The sequence below is a fragment of the Variimorphobacter sp. HTMS_6 genome (assembly GCF_059717775.1).
The window spans coordinates 3,762,501-3,780,150 of sequence record NZ_AP046094.1 but is presented as its reverse complement, the minus strand read 5'-3'; the positions used below and the strand labels follow the sequence as shown (position 1 = coordinate 3,780,150).

At 37.6% G+C, this 17,650-nt stretch carries 12 protein-coding genes, 7 tRNA genes and 1 rRNA gene (1 of these 20 running past the window's edge); 3 read left to right on the top strand and 17 right to left on the bottom strand.

Features of this window, described 5'->3' with window-relative positions; translation table 11 throughout:
* Positions 1–478: 478 nt before the first annotated feature.
* Positions 479–2,254 (top strand): ABC transporter ATP-binding protein, encoded by a 1,776-nt coding sequence (locus AC6IWN_RS17065; RefSeq protein WP_497989042.1) that lies wholly within the window; start codon positions 479–481, stop codon positions 2,252–2,254.
* Positions 2,245–4,020, top strand: coding sequence for an ABC transporter ATP-binding protein (locus AC6IWN_RS17060; protein ID WP_497989040.1), 1,776 nt, complete (start codon positions 2,245–2,247; stop codon positions 4,018–4,020). The genes AC6IWN_RS17065 and AC6IWN_RS17060 overlap by 10 nt, the downstream gene beginning before the upstream one ends.
* 212 nt (positions 4,021–4,232) lie before the next feature.
* Here AC6IWN_RS17060 and AC6IWN_RS17055 read toward each other — a convergent pair whose 3' ends face one another.
* The 5 genes from AC6IWN_RS17055 to AC6IWN_RS17035 all read right to left on the bottom strand — a co-directional run bounded on the left by AC6IWN_RS17055 (position 4,233) and on the right by AC6IWN_RS17035 (position 7,657).
* Entirely contained in the window at positions 4,233–4,763 is a 531-nt protein-coding gene (locus AC6IWN_RS17055; RefSeq protein ID WP_497989038.1) for a hypothetical protein, read from the bottom strand.
* A 167-nt stretch (positions 4,764–4,930) separates the two neighbouring features.
* Positions 4,931–5,368, bottom strand: coding sequence for a DUF3021 family protein (locus tag AC6IWN_RS17050; protein WP_497989036.1), 438 nt, complete (start codon positions 5,366–5,368; stop codon positions 4,931–4,933).
* An 11-nt stretch (positions 5,369–5,379) separates the two neighbouring features.
* On the bottom strand, positions 5,380–5,817 hold the full coding sequence (locus tag AC6IWN_RS17045; RefSeq protein WP_497989034.1) for a LytTR family DNA-binding domain-containing protein: 438 nt from the start codon (positions 5,815–5,817) through the stop codon (positions 5,380–5,382).
* A gap of 7 nt (positions 5,818–5,824) precedes the next feature.
* A complete protein-coding gene (locus tag AC6IWN_RS17040) occupies positions 5,825–6,736 on the bottom strand; it encodes an ABC transporter permease (RefSeq protein ID WP_497989032.1) in 912 nt (303 codons plus the stop codon).
* A 9-nt stretch (positions 6,737–6,745) separates the two neighbouring features.
* Complete coding sequence (locus tag AC6IWN_RS17035; protein WP_497992221.1) at positions 6,746–7,657, bottom strand: ABC transporter ATP-binding protein; 912 nt, start codon at positions 7,655–7,657, stop codon at positions 6,746–6,748.
* Positions 7,658–7,912: 255 nt separating this feature from the next.
* Here AC6IWN_RS17035 and AC6IWN_RS17030 point away from each other — a divergent pair, with 255 nt between their 5' ends.
* Positions 7,913–8,464: a hypothetical protein gene (locus AC6IWN_RS17030; RefSeq protein ID WP_497989030.1), complete on the top strand. Its 552-nt coding sequence runs from the start codon at positions 7,913–7,915 to the stop codon at positions 8,462–8,464.
* Positions 8,465–8,839: 375 nt separating this feature from the next.
* On the opposite strand, the gene AC6IWN_RS17025 is transcribed toward AC6IWN_RS17030, so the two are convergent.
* The 12 genes from AC6IWN_RS17025 to AC6IWN_RS16970 all read right to left on the bottom strand — a co-directional run.
* Entirely contained in the window at positions 8,840–10,267 is a 1,428-nt protein-coding gene (locus tag AC6IWN_RS17025) for a sensor histidine kinase (RefSeq protein WP_497989028.1), read from the bottom strand.
* A gap of 33 nt (positions 10,268–10,300) precedes the next feature.
* Positions 10,301–10,978, bottom strand: a complete 678-nt coding sequence (locus AC6IWN_RS17020) for a response regulator transcription factor (protein WP_497989026.1) — start codon at positions 10,976–10,978, stop codon at positions 10,301–10,303.
* 366 nt (positions 10,979–11,344) lie between these two features.
* A complete protein-coding gene (gene tkt, locus AC6IWN_RS17015) occupies positions 11,345–13,327 on the bottom strand; it encodes a transketolase (protein WP_497989024.1) in 1,983 nt (660 codons plus the stop codon).
* Between the two features lie 81 nt (positions 13,328–13,408).
* A complete protein-coding gene (gene fsa / locus AC6IWN_RS17010) occupies positions 13,409–14,062 on the bottom strand; it encodes a fructose-6-phosphate aldolase (protein ID WP_497989022.1) in 654 nt (217 codons plus the stop codon).
* A 752-nt stretch (positions 14,063–14,814) separates the two neighbouring features.
* Positions 14,815–14,887, bottom strand: a tRNA-Lys gene (locus tag AC6IWN_RS17005).
* 20 nt (positions 14,888–14,907) lie between these two features.
* Positions 14,908–14,980: transfer RNA gene (locus AC6IWN_RS17000), tRNA-Phe, on the bottom strand.
* Between the two features lie 78 nt (positions 14,981–15,058).
* Positions 15,059–15,132, bottom strand: a tRNA-Met gene (locus tag AC6IWN_RS16995).
* Positions 15,133–15,191: 59 nt separating this feature from the next.
* Positions 15,192–15,273: transfer RNA gene (locus AC6IWN_RS16990), tRNA-Tyr, on the bottom strand.
* Between the two features lie 30 nt (positions 15,274–15,303).
* Positions 15,304–15,376, bottom strand: a tRNA-Thr gene (locus AC6IWN_RS16985).
* Between the two features lie 32 nt (positions 15,377–15,408).
* A tRNA-Val gene (locus tag AC6IWN_RS16980) sits at positions 15,409–15,481 on the bottom strand.
* 102 nt (positions 15,482–15,583) lie between these two features.
* Positions 15,584–15,657 (bottom strand) — tRNA-Asp (locus tag AC6IWN_RS16975).
* 74 nt (positions 15,658–15,731) lie between these two features.
* Positions 15,732–17,650: ribosomal RNA gene (locus AC6IWN_RS16970) — 23S ribosomal RNA — on the bottom strand (it continues 984 nt past the right edge of the window).

Below are 17,650 nucleotides of genomic sequence, written 5' to 3'. Positions count from 1 at the left end.
CTTGAAACATTTACCTATGAAATACTTGTTCATCCTTAAAAACGCGTTGTAAATCCCATAATTTTCATGCAAATTATAAATTTTTTATAAATATAGGTTGACAGGACAAGCTTATGCAGACTATAATATTGGCAGACTATTACAGAAAGAGAGGTAAAACATATGCAGATTGCAATTATGAACAAACGCAATAATTTAATACTGAATAAGCTATATGATATTACCTCATGGAATAGTAAAAATTAAGATTTACTTCTACTTCTCTTGTTGTTGCAGCCGAGAGAATGAATTATAATCACATATTTTAACTATAGTATCGCGGTATGTCATACCGTGGTTTTTTTTGCGCTTTCGCCCGGTTAACTATCGCCATTATCGAAGAAATCATTATCAATCTTCGAAAATCCATGAGAACAATTATTCAGACAACATGTATTACATAATTTGCATTTGAGGGAATGCAAGAACGGAGGAATGAATGAAAAAAATTTCAAAATATATATTCAGATACTGGTACGTATATTTCTTTGCGATACTTAGTATGGTGATAGCTGTATCTCTTGATATGCTTACACCGCAGATTACAAAGCGTGTAATCGATGATGTCATCGTAGGGGGCGATAAAAACCTGCTGCCTAAGCTATTACTCTTTATCTTTATTATAGGTATTGGGCGATGTATCTTTCATTATACGAAGGAAATCCTATTTGACCTCGTAGGATCAAAGATTTCCGTAAATCTAAGAAAAGATTTATTTAAACATATTCAAAGTCTCTCGTTAAGATTCTTTGATAAAACAAACACGGGGGAATTAATGTCACGTGTAAAGGATGATGTTGATCATATATGGGAGGGTCTTAGTTTCGTCAGCATGCTGCTGATTGAAATCACGATTCATACCGTAATTATATTATTCTGTATGTTTAATTTGTCCCCTACCTTATCGATATTCCCGGTGATTCTAATTCCTGTTATGGGTATGCTCGCTATCTATATGGAACGGAAATTAGGTAAGGTATATGAAGAAATCAGTGATGAGAATTCAAAGCTAAACCTGGTAGCACAGGAGAACTTAGCGGGTGTCCGTACGGTAAAAGCCTTTGCCAGAGAAAAGCATGAAATCAAAAAATTCTTATCCCATAATAAAAGGTATTATGATTTAAACATGCAACAATCCAGGATCTTTATTAAGTTATACCCATACTTTCAGTTTGTAACAAAGATTCTTCCTTTAGTTGTTGTTGTGCTTGGTGGTAAGATGGTAATTGACGGTAAAATTACGCTTGGTACTCTGGGTGCATTTGCAGAATATTCCATGAATATCGTATGGCCCTTAGAGATGTTTGGATGGCTGTCCAATCTATTTGCTTCAGCCCTTGCCTCAGGCAACAGAGTCAGCAAAATATTCGAGGAAAAGCCACTTGTAACCGATCCAGAAAATCCTCTATCCCTAGATACGGTGGAGGGGAATATTTCATTTAATCATGTCTCCTTCTCCCTCGATGATAAGAGTATTCTAGAGGATATTAGCTTTGACTTATCCGCTGGCAAGACAATCGGCATCATGGGTGCAACCGGTACCGGAAAGACTTCTATTATAAATCTGCTTCAGCGTTTTTATGATGTTACGGATGGAGCGATTAAGCTGGATGGTGTAAATGTTAAAGATTTGACACTGAATCAATTACGAGGAAGCATCTCCCTTGTAATGCAGGATGTTTTTCTATTCTCCGATACAATTAATGAGAATGTGAAAATGGGTAACAAAAAGCAAGTGAAACAAGATGATGTACTGGGGGCGCTTGCAAATGCCCAAGCAACTGAATTTATAGAAAGAATGGATAATCAATATGATACCGTTATTGGGGAACGAGGTGTCGGGCTGTCCGGTGGACAAAAACAAAGAATCAGTATTGCAAGAGCACTGGCTAAGAAAACTCCTATCCTGGTTCTTGACGATTCTACTTCCGCCTTGGATATGGAAACGGAGCATATGATTCAGAGCTCCTTATCAGAATTTGAAGTTAGCAAGATTATTATTGCTCATCGTATTTCTGCGGTACGTAATGCCGATGAGATTATTATTCTTGATGAAGGTCGTATTGTGGAACGTGGTACCCATGAAACTCTTCTTCAGGAAAAAGGATATTATTATAAAACCTATATGGCACAGTATGGCGATTATCTGAACAAGAAACAGAGCCATACCTATACAGGTGGTTCATATGCAAAGGAGGTGGCTATATGGCAGTAAATTCAACCAGAGAAGATGAAAATCTGAAGATAGTAAGTAAAAGAGTTACTCTTCTTCGATTATTTCGATATATGCTAGATTATAAGGGTTCGATCGCTTTAGTTATTCTGATTATGTTAGTTACAGTTGGGATCACGACAGCGAACCCACTCATTATTCAATCCGCTATTGACAACAACATCGCAAATAAAGATTTTGACGGTTTGATAAAGCTTGGATTGTTTGCCTTTGGTCTAAATATATTATTTGTTATATTGGTTAAGATTCGTATGTATATTATGGCGAAGATATCCAACAAAATTTTGCTCACAATTAGACAGGAGTTATATACTCATATACAGAAACTAAGCTTTGACTTTTTCGATAGCAGACCTACAGGGAAAATCTTGGCCAGAATCATTGGTGATGTTAATTCATTAAAGGATGTCCTTTCTAATAGTGTTACAACCTTGATTCCGGATTTTATAACGATCTGTTCCGTCGTAACCATTATGTTGATTATCAACTGGAAGTTGGCATTAGCAGCACTTATCGCAGTGCCGCTAATGATGGCTGTGTTGTGGTTCATACAGACCCACTCTCATCATCACTGGCAAACATGGCGCAAGAAGAGCTCAAACTTAACTGCCTTAATTCACGAGGATTTATCCGGCGTAAGAATTATTCAAAGTTTTACTGCGGAGGACGAGGCACAGGAATCATTTGAAGAACTTCTAGTCGATCATCGCAATGCCTTTGTTAAAGCCGTAAGACTCAATGATGCGTTCTTTCCAAGTGTTGATATCAGCTGGAGTATTGGATCCGTAGCGATGTACTTCGTAGCTGTCTCTATCCTAGGTATTAATGCTGGAAGCGTCGGAACCTTGATGGCGTTTGGTATGTATATCACGATGTTTTGGCAACCAATCATGAACTTAAGTAACTTTTATAATTCCTTAATCACCAATATGACAGGTGCTGAGCGTATCTTTGAGATTTTGGATACCGCCCCGCAGCTTACCGATTCAGATTCCGTGTCAGAGCTTCCTCCCATCAACGGCAAGGTTCATTTTGATCATGTATCCTTTGCTTATGATCAGGATTCTAAAGTACTGAATGATGTGAGCTTTACTGTAAATCCTGGAGAGACTATCGCTTTGGTCGGACCTACCGGAGCCGGTAAATCAACCATCGTTAACCTAATCAGCCGCTTTTATGACATTCAGCAGGGCAATATTTTTATAGATGACCACAATATAAAGAATGTTACAATAGAGAGCTTGCGAATGCAGATGGGTATCATGACACAGGAGAATTTTTTATTCTCCGGCACCATCGCAGATAATATTAGATATGGAAAGCTGGATGCAACCAACGAAGAGATTATCGCTGCTGCCAAAGCAGTAAATGCACATGATTTCATAATGAAGATGGAGCTTGGATATGAAACAGAGCTTAAAGAAAGAGGTGCAGGCCTTTCCATCGGTCAAAGGCAGCTTCTTGCATTTGCAAGGACCATGATATCCATGCCGAAGATATTGATACTGGATGAAGCAACCTCAAGTATCGATACGCATACTGAGTTACTTGTTCAAGAGGGTATTGAAGCATTATTAAAAGGAAGAACCTCCTTTGTCATCGCACATAGGCTCTCTACAATCAGTAAAGCAGATCGTATATTCGTCATTGATGAAGGAAGAATTATGGAAGAGGGTTCCTCTGGGGAACTTCTAGAGAAAAAAGGCCTATATTACGACCTCTATATGGCACAGTTTAAGAACCTATAATCCATGACATTGCTATAAAACATACCAATAGGCTTCACAAACTTTATCACTTAAAATAACAAGGTTTTTCCTATAAAATTAAAAAGGAGTGTTAATCCCGAAGAGATCTCGTATAAGATAATCTCAGCTGGTTTTAAACACTCCTTCTTTTATAAATCCAAGCGAACTACACTACATAAATTCATAGTAGTTCGCATTCTATAATTTAATAATTAATAAAAATATAACTCTGCACCGGGATTCGGTTCTGTTTCTTCTTCCAATAGTTCTGAATCCTCAATATCTTCATTCATTAAATCATCAAATGTACTTTGCTTCACCATTTGTTCTTTCTTGTAAAACGAAGTGATTAACACATAACCAAAAACAATTTGAAAAATGGATATAAAGGATGCATTACCAAAAATCTTGTAAACTGGCCACACTAATCCATTCATATTAGGCATATTGGATATTATATACATCGAGGAAAGATAGAGCGCCGGTATTCCCAGAATGATAAACCTTCCGCCATTTAATCTCCAAACCCCTTTTTCTTTCGCTTGAATCCATAGATGTTCTAATCCCAAAGCACCCCCAATTGCTGCTGTGATCAGAGCCGTTGAAATAAGCATGTACCATTCTACTTTAAAATTTTCGCTTATTTCCTTAGCATATAAATTCTCAAAATACCCCTTAAAGTACACTGCTATAATAGTTAGAATAATGTAAAACAGATACCTTAACCATGTTTTTCCTTTCATTTACTCCACCCTACCTTCTATATTCCATAATTTGTCTTACACTCTTATATTACTATGTAGTATAAGTAAATTCAAGAAAATTAATCCATGGTTTTATACATTATTTCTCTTTTTTTCAATATTATTATTATATTGCTTCTTTTATTTTACCCACTCGTTAAAAGTCATCATTCCTCCCTGTGTGGATACTTCATCTGTAAATGATGGTTGATGGAATCAGCTGTTTTTTTATCTTGCGTAAAATCAACCACCATAATGATTATATAGACGATTGCAATCATTATGAACATAACTACCACTTCATAAAACTTATCCATGGTAAGCCACTTGAAGTAAAACCCACCTCCGATTACAACTAGATTGACGTAAAGATAGTGGAAGGAAAATCTTATAATCATGATTCGCTTGGTTAATACAGCATGATTTATATAGAGTACATTTCCCATGGAACAAACGGCTGCTATCGCGATTATTTGCCATAATATATCCACTGTAATATTTGCATTACCATTAAAAATTGTGATAAAGGTTGCTGTACAGATGGACATTCCAGCCATGATATAGGAAAAGATCTTAATCATGTTTTTTATTGTATATACAAACATATTCTTACCTCCTAAAGACCAAGCTTTCTTTTAAGCTCTGGTACATATTGTCTTGAAATGACAACTTTTTCTCCGTTTAGTAAAATTGCTTCAAAACGCCCAGAGTATGCGGGGCTTATACTTCTTATCTTGGTTACATTTAGAATCACTGATTTTGACGCTCGAAAGAAATCAGTATTTTTATAATCATCCTCTATTTCATATAACTTTAACCGGGTTTCATATACGTTTTGCTTGCAATACATAAACACCTTATTATCCACCCCTTCAAAGTAATACACATTGATGGGATCTATCATGGTAATATTACCGTCCTTTACTCCGCTCAGTTTTTTTTGTCCCATCCTTAAGTCCGATATTACTTTTAATACATTCTCGTCCATAACCTTGCAGCGAATAATAATCTGATCTTCCTCTTCTGGATTTGGCTCTTCGATTATAATCTTCATAGGGCTCCTATCTTTTCATAACATTTCTTCTTCTCTGCAAAATCGTAGAGATTCCTATAAAAATTATACCACTTATCATCAGAAATGCTATCTTAAATCCATCCGAAATTATGTCATTCTGGTATGTCAACGTCATCCCCATATACTCCTTATATTGATCTATTACCTTCTGAGGACAATTCTCAAATGTCTTTATTAAAATATCAGAGGTAAAAAGATCTCGAAGAAAAGACGATCCATGTACCATCGGAAAGCATTTTAACACCGTTTGAACTTTATCCGGAAGCATTCCCATCGGCAGATAGATTGCAGACATAAAACCTACTAATGTTCCGATAATTGTTCCTAACCCGGATAATGCACTTTGGGTGTGCACAAAGTTCAATATGAAGAATACCATACATGAAGAAGTAAAGACATTTAAAACAATATAACAAAAAATTTTAAAGAACTGTGTAGCGGATAAAATGTCTGCACCAATTACTGAAAAATAAACCTCCCCCACAAATACCGTTAGCACACACATAATAATAGCCATAATTATTGCAGCACTAATATATCCAAGCACAAATATAATTCGATTCACCGGTGATACATAGAAGCTACCAAGCTTCTTCTTTACCTCATCCTCCACCATAATTCCTATCATGGATAAAGTGATTGTAACGGAATTTACAACAACGATACCGCCAAGTGTCCACAGCATTACTAATTGATTTGCATTGTCACGGTCTGCTACCTTATCTCTTGTGCCGCCATAGTGATTTAATAGATCAACAACACCATCTGCATTCATTTTTCCAAGGAATACAACCATTAACCCGATAATAATAAGCATAGATAGCAAGGAAAAGAATATATTTGATTTATCCCTGATGTAAACTAAGATGTTTCTTTTTATTAATCTTAATAAAAGCATAATTACCTCCTATAAACTCTTTCCTGTTATATTTAAAAATACATCATCCATGGTTCCCTGAATTACCTCAAAAGATTTTAGATTGTCTTTAACATGGTTCAAAATCTCCAGCCCATACATAGTATTCGGAATTATTACATGAATATGGTTGCTCTTATCTAGATAATCTATATTGGATTTATGTAAATCCTCCTTCAGTACATCTAGATCCTCCGGCACGAGCTTTAATATATCATGAGCATATGTTTCCTTTAGCTGTGGTGGTGTTCCTGTAGCCACCAACTTGCCTGCTTCCATAATCGAGATATATTGTGCTTTTGCCGCTTCCTCCATATAATGAGTCGTTAAGAACACCGTCATGTTTTCCTCTTTTCTCAACTTCTCAATACTTTCCCATACCATCTGTCTGGTCTGAGGATCCAAACCGGTAGTTGGTTCATCCAGAAAGAGGATTTCAGGACGGTTCATCAATGCTTTTGCTATCTCGCATCTTCTCTTTTGCCCACCGGATAACTTACGAAATTGCCTTTTCATCAAGTCTTCGATTCCTAGAACCTCACTCACATATTTAAGATTCTCATGAATCACCTTACTGCTTTTGTGATATAAGGCTGCTCTGGTTAACAAATTTTCTTTAATTGTAAGGTTTTCATCTAAGGTATTATCCTGAAATACAACTCCAATTTTTTGTCGGATCATCTTATCCTCTTTCCCTAATGTATGCCCACATATATTAACGTCCCCTCCGCCGCTGTTAAGTAATGTACATAAAATATTGATGGTTGTGGATTTCCCTGCTCCATTTACTCCTAAAAATCCATAAAGCTCTCCCTTTTTAACTCGAAAGCTGATATCGTCAACTGCTTTTACTTCTTTAAAATATCTCTTAAGATTATTTACTTGAATGATATCTTCCATAATTACCTCCATTATTAATCTTCTATGATTATATTATCCTTTTATTGGATATTCAATATCTCTACCAGTAAGATGCAGAATACGTAGGTAAGATGTATAATTATATAGATAACCTATAGTAGTAGTTCAATAACACTTTAATAACAGCATGAGTTTACGCATAATTCTGCATATAATATCTTTTCGTCTTATAAATCACCTTTTTTCTACATTTGGATATAATTATACTGTAAAGACTATTTAATAAAGGGGAAATTTATGAAGAAGCCGGTAATTATTATACTAGCTGTTGCAGCCGTATTAATAACTGCCCTGTCAACCGCATGGGCTAAAAATTTTTACATTACTTTATTAATCGCAGGGTATAGCACCTCCGATGTTAAGATTATTGATACCAGTCATGATGAAAATGATAAAGAATTCAAAGTGATTAAAACTACCTCGAAGGATAAATCAGATACTCTTGCTATTCTAACTAAGAATTCATTTGGAATCTGGAGTGTTACACAGAAACAAGAAAAACTAGACTCCAAGCCAATCTCTACGATCGGTTGGGTTAATAAAGGTGAAGTAAAACGCTTTGCATTTAAGGATGGCGGAGTAATTGAAAATGAATGGAATATAGTATACAGTGGTAAAAATGCAATAAAATTAATCCAATTTGATCCCGGTCAAATACCCGAGAATGTCACCGTTAATATTCAGCAAAATGGTTCCTCTTATCTGATTCATTTAATATCCTTTGCTGATTCAAATACTTTAAGTAAATTTGATGTTCCTGCCATATTAACGGATAACGGCTGTCTCTAATCAGAATAACAAAATGCTGTTGTAAAATACATTTCTACTAAGAAAGAATGTTGTCTACTAACATTCTTTCTTAGCGATTAATACTTTACAACAGCATACTATAGAATACTGTATAGAGTCAGATAATTAAATCTTATTACTCGTATAACCTGCAAGTCATTCAATTTGGAGTATTATATATGTCTCAATAAACTTACGAGTACCCCGTATATTTTAACTAACATTTGTGTATTCGGTATATCTCCACAAGCTTACGAGTATCCCGTATATCTTAACTAGCATTTGTGTATTCGGTATATCTCTACAAGCTTATATATATCTCGTACGAATTCTTTACGAGGTTTTCCCGGAACATTCTCTTTTTTGGTATATATTTTAATATCTTCTCTTCGGAAGGGTAATAATAAAGCTAGTACCCGCCTTAAACTGGGTTCTAATTTTAATTCTTCCTGTGTGTGCTAAGATAATCAACTTTGCCAGTGATAAACCTAAGCCGTGCCCGCTGATATTTTTATTTCTTACATAATCCGAACGGTAAAAACGATCAAATATATGATCGATATCCTTTTTCTTCATACCAATACCGGTATCCTGTACGGTAATTACACAGTCATCATTGATCTTTTGACATTGGATTGTTATTTCATCCCCATCCTGTGTGTATTTTATTGCATTTTCAATAAAGATGCGGATCGCTTGCTTTAATGATTGCTTGTCACCGTATACAATCACATCCTCCATAATTGGATTACTGATAATTCTATTCGTTGCCACCAATTTTGTTTCTTTAACCATATCTTCCACAACTAGTCTCATATTAAAACGTCGTTTGTTTAGTTTTAAGGTTTTCATATCGTGCCTTGATAAGAATAATAATTTCTCTACCAGATCCTGCATTGATCGAGATTCATTCTGAATGGCCTCAATGGATTCATGCAAAACCTCTTCATTTGTCGTTCCCCATCTACTTAAGAGATTTGCATACCCTTGCACTACGGCGATTGGAGTACGCAGTTCATGTGATGCATCTGATACAAACTGTTTTTGACTTTCATACGAAGTTTCCAGACGATCTAACATAGCATTGATTACATTTGCTAAATCTTTTAACTCATTCTTTGTCCCTTCTACATTTAACCTCTCACTATCTAGATTGTTCACCGTCAAACGATTCGCCGTTGCTGACATAATCCGAAGTGGTTCAAAAAGCTTCTCATCGCTTCTTCTTCCGCTTCTTAATATGAATATAACAATTACAAGATAGAGAATAATCAACTTCCATAGTAAATTAAAAAAGTTTAAATAGCTCCCTGTTAAATCAAAATTAAATTCGGCTAAGTAATGCTTTCCATCCACCGTAAAGTTTTTATCTTGGTCGATAACTAATATATTGTTTTGGCTTTTTCTATTAAAGTGAATTCCATATAGGAACTCCATATTTTTATTTGCTTCCTTATCCATATCACTATAGATTTCTGTCTTCGTCTTCTTATCAATAATTCGAACAGAGATTCCATTGATATAATAGGGGTTAACAATCCCGTCAACCCCTTTGTTTGAATAAGCTTTAACAACTTTATCAGCCATGTTCTCATAAGTATTTTCCTCTGTATACATATATAGAAAGAAAAATCCTATCATTAGCAAAATTCCATATAGGAATAATAATTTGAAATAGGATACGGAGATTCGAAATGCCATCGATAACCGGAATTTACTCAATAATTCTTCTTTTTTCTTTCTAAATGGAAGAACAGTTTTCCTTAATATAGTTCGTATCAGCTCAAGCAGCTTTTCACCCATAAAAGTTCTCCCTTTTCGTTAAGTAATTTATCTTCAATCCTTTATTATATAGCCCAACCCACGTACCGTTGATATTAAGCGTATTCCGTATTTTTCATCTATCTTCTGTCTCAAGTAACGAATATACACATCTACAACATTGGTATCACCAAAATACTCGTAATCCCATACATTATTGAGAAGCTGCTCTCTTGTCAGTGCAGTATTTTTGTTTCGTATTAAGTATTCCAAAAGTTCATATTCCTTCTTCGTCAATACCAATTCTTCCTCTTTATATAATGCGCTATGACTTTTTATATTTAGTTTTAAATCACCAATTTGAAGAATTTCACTTTTGTTCTCCTCTTTTTTCGTTTTTCGGTTTAACGCAACACGAATTCTTGCTAAAAGCTCTTCTATTGCGAACGGCTTTGTCATATAATCATCCGCTCCCATATCTAATCCAGCCACTTTATCCGTTACATCATCCTTGGCAGTAAGCATAATAATGGGAACCTGAGATTCCAATCTTACTCTTCGGCATACTTCGATACCACTTAGACCGGGAAGCATAATATCTAGTACAATTAAATCTATATTATTATTTAGCGCTTTTTCTAATCCTAGTCTGCCATCGCCGGCAAGCTCAACCTCATACCCCTCGTGTTTCAGTTCCAACTCCAGAAAGCGGGCAATTTTAACCTCATCCTCAACAATCAATATTTTAGCCATGTATATCCCTCCATACTTTATATTAATAAACTTTCTTATTCGTAGATGCAACTCTCTGCTTCTATTATATACAACATCAATTTCTCCAAATGAACTTTCTTCCTCCATTGTATCGGTTATAATCATTTTTTTCAATATAAGGAAATTAGAATTTCATTAGAAAGTAAATATGTAAATATATTGATCGAAGGAGCCTACTTACAATTTCATAAAAACCCTACCTTAGATGAGCAAACTATGTAAACTAAGTATGTACGCTGCATATGTAAGTACTACAACATAACTTAAATAATGATCATATTACAAGAAAGAAGCCGCAGGAAAAACCTGCGACTTCTTTCTTTATTTCTATTCTTTTTTTAATTATTATAATACGCTTTTTACTGCATTTATTACATTCTCAGTAGTAAATCCGAATTTCTTAAAGAGAATACTTGCAGGAGCAGATGCTCCGAAGCCCTTCATAGTAACTGTTGTTCCGTCAAGACCAACATATTTACCCCATCCAAAATCGGATGCAGCTTCTACCGCTACTCTAGCTCTAACGCTCTTAGGAAGAATACTTTCTTTATATTCAGAAGACTGTGCCTCGAATAAATCCATAGAAGGAATACTTACTACTCTAACATCTACACCTTCTTTTGCAAGCTCTGCCTGAGCATTTACGCCAAGTTCAACCTCAGAACCACTCGCCATGATGATAGCATCCGGAACATCTTTCTTGGAAGGAGAGATTACATAGCCACCCTTCAATGCTTCTTTTGAGGAGCCCGGGAGCTGTGGAAGGTTCTGACGTGTAAGCACTAAAGCAGTAGGTGTCTTTGTTGAAGATACCGCATAGTACCAAGCAGCATTACACTCTGTAGCATCAGCCGGTCTAAATACGGTAAAGTTCGGTAAAGAACGAAGCATAGCAAGCTGTTCAATTGGCTCATGTGTTGGGCCGTCTTCACCTACACCGATACTATCATGTGTAAGCACGAAAGTTAACGGCAATCCCATTAGAGCTGATAATCTTGCCATCGGTTTTACATAATCGCTGAATACGAAGAATGTTGATACATATGCTCTAAGTCCGCCGTGAATAGCAAGACCATTACCCATCGCTGCCATCGAAAGCTCTCTAACACCGAAATGAAGATTGCGGCCTGCATAATTATCCTTCGAGAAATCTCCCATATCACTCATATATGTCTTAGTGGAAGGAGCAAGATCTGCTGCTCCACCAATTAAGTTAGGAAGGATATTCTTAAGTTTATTAATAGCTAAACCGGAAAGATTTCTAGTAGCTTCCGGCTTATCTGCAAATGCCCAGAATTCTTCATTATCAAGTAATTTCTTTGGAGCATCTTCATCATGATACTGTTCCCATAACGTTTTCAACTCAGGATAAGATGTGCTGTAATCAGCAAATAATTTATTCCAAGCTTCTTCCGCTTTCGCACCATTATTTGCAAGTTCTTTGTAGTTTGCATATACTTCATCCGGTACGAAGAAGTCTTCCTGGCTTGGCCAACCAAGCTTCTCTTTTAAAGCTTTAACATTATCTGCTCCAAGAGGCTCGCCATGTGCACTTGCAAGACCTTCTCTAGGGCTACCATGACCAATTTTAGTCTTAACTGTAATCATAGAAGGTCTGGTTAAATCAGCTTTTGCTGCTGTTATCGCTGCACCGATCTCTTCAAGATTGTTACCGTCTTCAACGGTCAAAGTCTGGAATCCGAATGCTTCAAAACGCTTCGCTACATCTTCAGTAAAGGCGATATCTGTGCTACCTTCGATTGATATTTTATTGCTATCGTATAATACGATTAATTTTCCAAGACCAAGTGTACCAGCAAGTGACATTGCTTCTGATGTAATACCTTCCATCATACAACCATCGCCACCAAGTACAAAGGTATAATGATCAACAACCGGGAAATTCTCTTTGTTGAATTTTGCAGCGAGATGTGCCTCAGCCATAGCCATACCAACAGCCATACCCATACCTGCTCCCAAAGGACCTGTAGTTGCCTCAATACCAGTTGTGTGACCATATTCCGGATGTCCTGGAGTTAAAGAATTCTCCTGGCGGAAATTAGATAAATCTTCTGTTGTAAGACCATATCCGAATAAATGTAATAAAGAATATAGAAGCATGGATCCATGTCCACCGGATAAAATAAATCTGTCTCTATTAGGCCATTTTGGATTTGCAGGATTATGGTTCATTTGTTTACCCCATAATTCATATGCCATTGCAGCTGCACCAAGTGGAAGTCCGGGATGTCCAGAATTTGCCTTTTGTATACCATCTGCGGATAATACTCTTATCGCATTTACTGACATGGTATCGATATTACTCATTTTTGTTCCTCCTTAAATCACATAGATTTATTATTTAAGATTTCAAAACGTTCGAATTCCGGTTATTACACTAAAGTTTAATTATTCACCAAAGACAGCTTTATAATCCTGAACGAATTTCTCAATACCGGATGTTGTTAAAGGATGCTTTGAACTTTGCTCAATTACGCTATAAGGAACAGTTGCAATATCAGCGCCTGCTAAAGCACATTCTGTTAAGTGAATCGGGTTACGGATACTTGCTGCAATAATCTCTGATTTAATGTCATAAGTCTCGAAAATCTGAGCGATAGTTGCGATTAACTCAGTACCAGGCTGAGAAATATCATCTAAACGTCCAACAAAAGGAGAAACAAATGTTGCGCCTGCTCTTGCAGCTAAAAGCGCTTGATTAGCAGAAAAGATAAGTGTTACATTTGTCTTAATACCTTCGCTTGCTAATACTTTTGTAGCTTTTAAACCTTCTAAGGTCATAGGAATCTTAACAACCATATTAGGGTGGATTTTTGCTATTTCTCTACCTTCAGCAATCATACCTTCTGCGTCTACAGTTGTTGCTTTAACTTCACCACTGATTGGACCATCAACGATGGAAGCAATTTCTGCGATAACTTCTGCAAAGTTTCTTCCTTCTTTTGCAATTAAAGAAGGGTTTGTTGTAACACCACAAATTACACCTAAATCATTTGCTTTCTTAATTTCCTCGACATTGGCTGTGTCAATAAAAAGTTTCATAACTTACCTCCTGTGATAGATGCTATTCAACCAAAACTCCTCGAACCCTAAATTGGTCGTATAGCTTGTCTTAAAGTATTGTTGTGACTAAAAATAAGTCAAAGTATCCGTCTAAAACATAGACCTAAAGTTTCGGAACTTCGCCTAAAATATATTAAGAAAAGTACTCCTAAACAATTGAGTTACTCTACTTATTTTTTGCTCATATATTACTAAATATACTATATAATTGAAGACAATACAATGCACATTTTTACTACACTTTTATAAAAAATAACCAAAAAATTATCCACTTAGTCAATTCAATATACTAATTCGTATATTAAAATAACTTTTTATGTAAAACCTACATAAAATTGACCTATTGATTATTCAAATTACGATAAAATAATGTCATTTTTAAGTATCTATATCTCTTATAATTCGAATAACCGATACTCATATTTTTTACTCTATTAATATTCTTATACTGGTCTAAGATTAGATTTAATATTATACCTATCCGATTTTCTTTACAAGAATCTCATTCGCTATTGATATAGTAAACCGTCAGTTACTAATATATTGTACCTTTTTATAGATTCATGTATAACAACGGTTTATATATAACACGTAAATATATTAACTGCATTATTCTACAATAATATATTATTACAACGAAATAAAGCCTGCGATCATTACATTAATATAAATTGCAATAAAAAAAGAGAAGAATATTATCTTCTCTTTTCATTCTCTTGTTTAATTAATAATGAGACATCCGGGGTTCGAACCCGGGACACCATGATTAAAAGTCATGTGCTCTACCAACTGAGCTAATATCCCATGCTTTATTCCAAGCAAAATGCCCAGAGCCGGAATTGAACCAGCGACACGAGGATTTTCAGTCCTCTGCTCTACCAACTGAGCTATCTGGGCAAGGTCAAAATCGTGTACCATTGGATAAAACGCTAACTCCGTTGGTTTACGAAACTATTCGATTGAAATAGTGTTAAATTGCGGGGACAGGATTTGAACCTATGACCTTCGGGTTATGAGCCCGACGAGCTTCCAGACTGCTCCACCCCGCGACAATTTTTTTAAACCTGTATTACTTTTTTATATTTATTACTTACTGGCATTAAGCCAATGGATGGAGAAGGATTCGAACCTTCGAAAGCGTCGCTAACAGATTTACAGTCTGCCCCCTTTGGCCACTCGGGAACCCATCCAAAATTAATATCAACAATATTCAGTTGAAAAGCCGATGATCGGACTCGAACCGATAACCTGCTGATTACAAGTCAGCTGCTCTGCCAATTGAGCCACATCGGCAATATCTAAAACCAATACGATATTGTATTGAGTGGGACCTATAGGGCTCGAACCTATGACCCTCTGCTTGTAAGGCAGATGCTCTCCCAGCTGAGCTAAGATCCCATGGGATATTGGTTTATAAAAAATGTTACTAAATGATTTTATATAAAAATGAATCAATTGTCAACCCTTTTTTGAGATAACAATAAGTCTTTTTAGACTTAACGACCCGGAAGGGACTCGAACCCTCGACCTCCGCCGTGACAGGGCGGCGCTCTAACCAACTGAGCCACCAGGCCATATTGACTTTAACCTACACTAGAAAATGTTTCATCCATTTACGAACGTTTTGTTCGTTTACTGTAAACCTTTTAAGGTCAAGCCCTCGACCTATTAGTAACAATCAGCTACATACGTTACCGCACTTCCACCTTTGTCCTATCTACCTGGTAGTCTTCCAGGGGTCTTACTAGCTTATGCTATGGGATATCTTATCTTGAGGGGGGCTTCACGCTTAGATGCCTTCAGCGTTTATCCCTTCCAAACTTGGCTACTCGGCCATGCCATTGGTATGACAACCGATGCACCAGTGGTTCGTCCAACCCGGTCCTCTCGTACTAAGGTCAGCTCCTCTCAAATATCCTGCGCCCACGCCGGATAGGGACCGAACTGTCTCACGACGTTCTGAACCCAGCTCGCGTACCGCTTTAATGGGCGAACAGCCCAACCCTTGGGACCTACTACAGCCCCAGGATGCGATGAGCCGACATCGAGGTGCCAAACCACTCCGTCGATGTGAACTCTTGGGAGTGATAAGCCTGTTATCCCCAGGGTAGCTTTTATCCGTTGAGCGATGGCAATCCCACTTTATACCACCGGATCACTAAGTCCTACTTTCGTACCTGCTCCACCCGTCGGTGTCACAGTCAAGCCTTCTTCTGCCTTTGCACTCTTCGAATGGTTTCCAACCATTCTGAGAAGACCTTTGAGCGCCTCCGATACCCTTTCGGAGGCGACCGCCCCAGTCAAACTCCCCACCTGACATTGTCCACCAGCCGGATTACGGCTGAATGTTAGAAATCCAGTAACACAAGGGTGGTATCCCAACAGTGGCTCCATTGTAACCAGAGTTACAACTTCACAGCCTCCCACCTATCCTGTGCATGCATTACCGGATCCCAGTATCAAGCTAGAGTAAAGCTCCATGGGGTCTTTCCGTCCTGGCGCGGGTAACCAGCATCTTCACTGGTATTTCAATTTCACCGGGTGCATTGTCGAGACAGTGCCCAAATCATTACGCCTTTCGTGCGGGTCAGAACTTACCTGACAAGGAATTTCGCTACCTTAGGACCGTTATAGTTACGGCCGCCGTTTACTGGGGCTTAAGTTCAAAGCTTCGGATTGCTCCTAACCTCTCCCCTTAACCTTCCAGCACCGGGCAGGCGTCAGCCCATATACTTCACCTTACGGTTTTGCATAGACCTGTGTTTTTGCTAAACAGTTGCTTGGGCCATTTCTCTGCGGCCTACTTGCGTAGGCACCCCTTCTCCCGAAGTTACGGGGTTATTTTGCCGAGTTCCTTAACAATGCTTCTCCCGTCGGCCTTAGGATTCTCTCCTCATCCACCTGTGTCGGTTTACGGTACGGGCTTACATAGAACAATAGCGGATTTTCTTGACGGCATGGGTTCGGAAGCTTCACTACTTTAAATTCGCTCCTCATCACACTTCAGTAACATCCGGGGGATTTGCCTCCCAGACTAACCTTTGTGCTTGAACCGGTTTTTCCATTCCCGGCTCTTCCTACCCTTCCGTGTCCCCACAGTTCTGTCTATATAAGGTACAGGAATATCAACCTGTTGTCCATCGACTACGCCTTTCGGCCTCGCCTTAGGTCCCGACTTACCCGGGGCAGATCAGCTTTACCCCGGAAACCTTGGATATTCGGCCTAGAAGATTCTCACTTCTATCTCGCTACTCATTCCGGCATTCTCTCTTCTTAAATCTCCACGCCTCCTTACGGTAACGCTTCGTCGTTTTAAGAATGCTCCTCTACCAATTACACACGTAGTGTAATTCCACAGCTTCGGTGACGTGTTTTAGCCCCGGACATTTTCGGCGCAGGACCTCTCGACTAGTGAGCTATTACGCACTCTTTGAATGTATGGCTGCTTCTGAGCCAACATCCTAGTTGTCTTCGAAATCCCACATCCTTTTCCACTTAACACGCACTTTGGGACCTTAGCTGGTGGTCTGGGCTCTTTCCCTTTTGACTACCCAACTTATCTCGTGC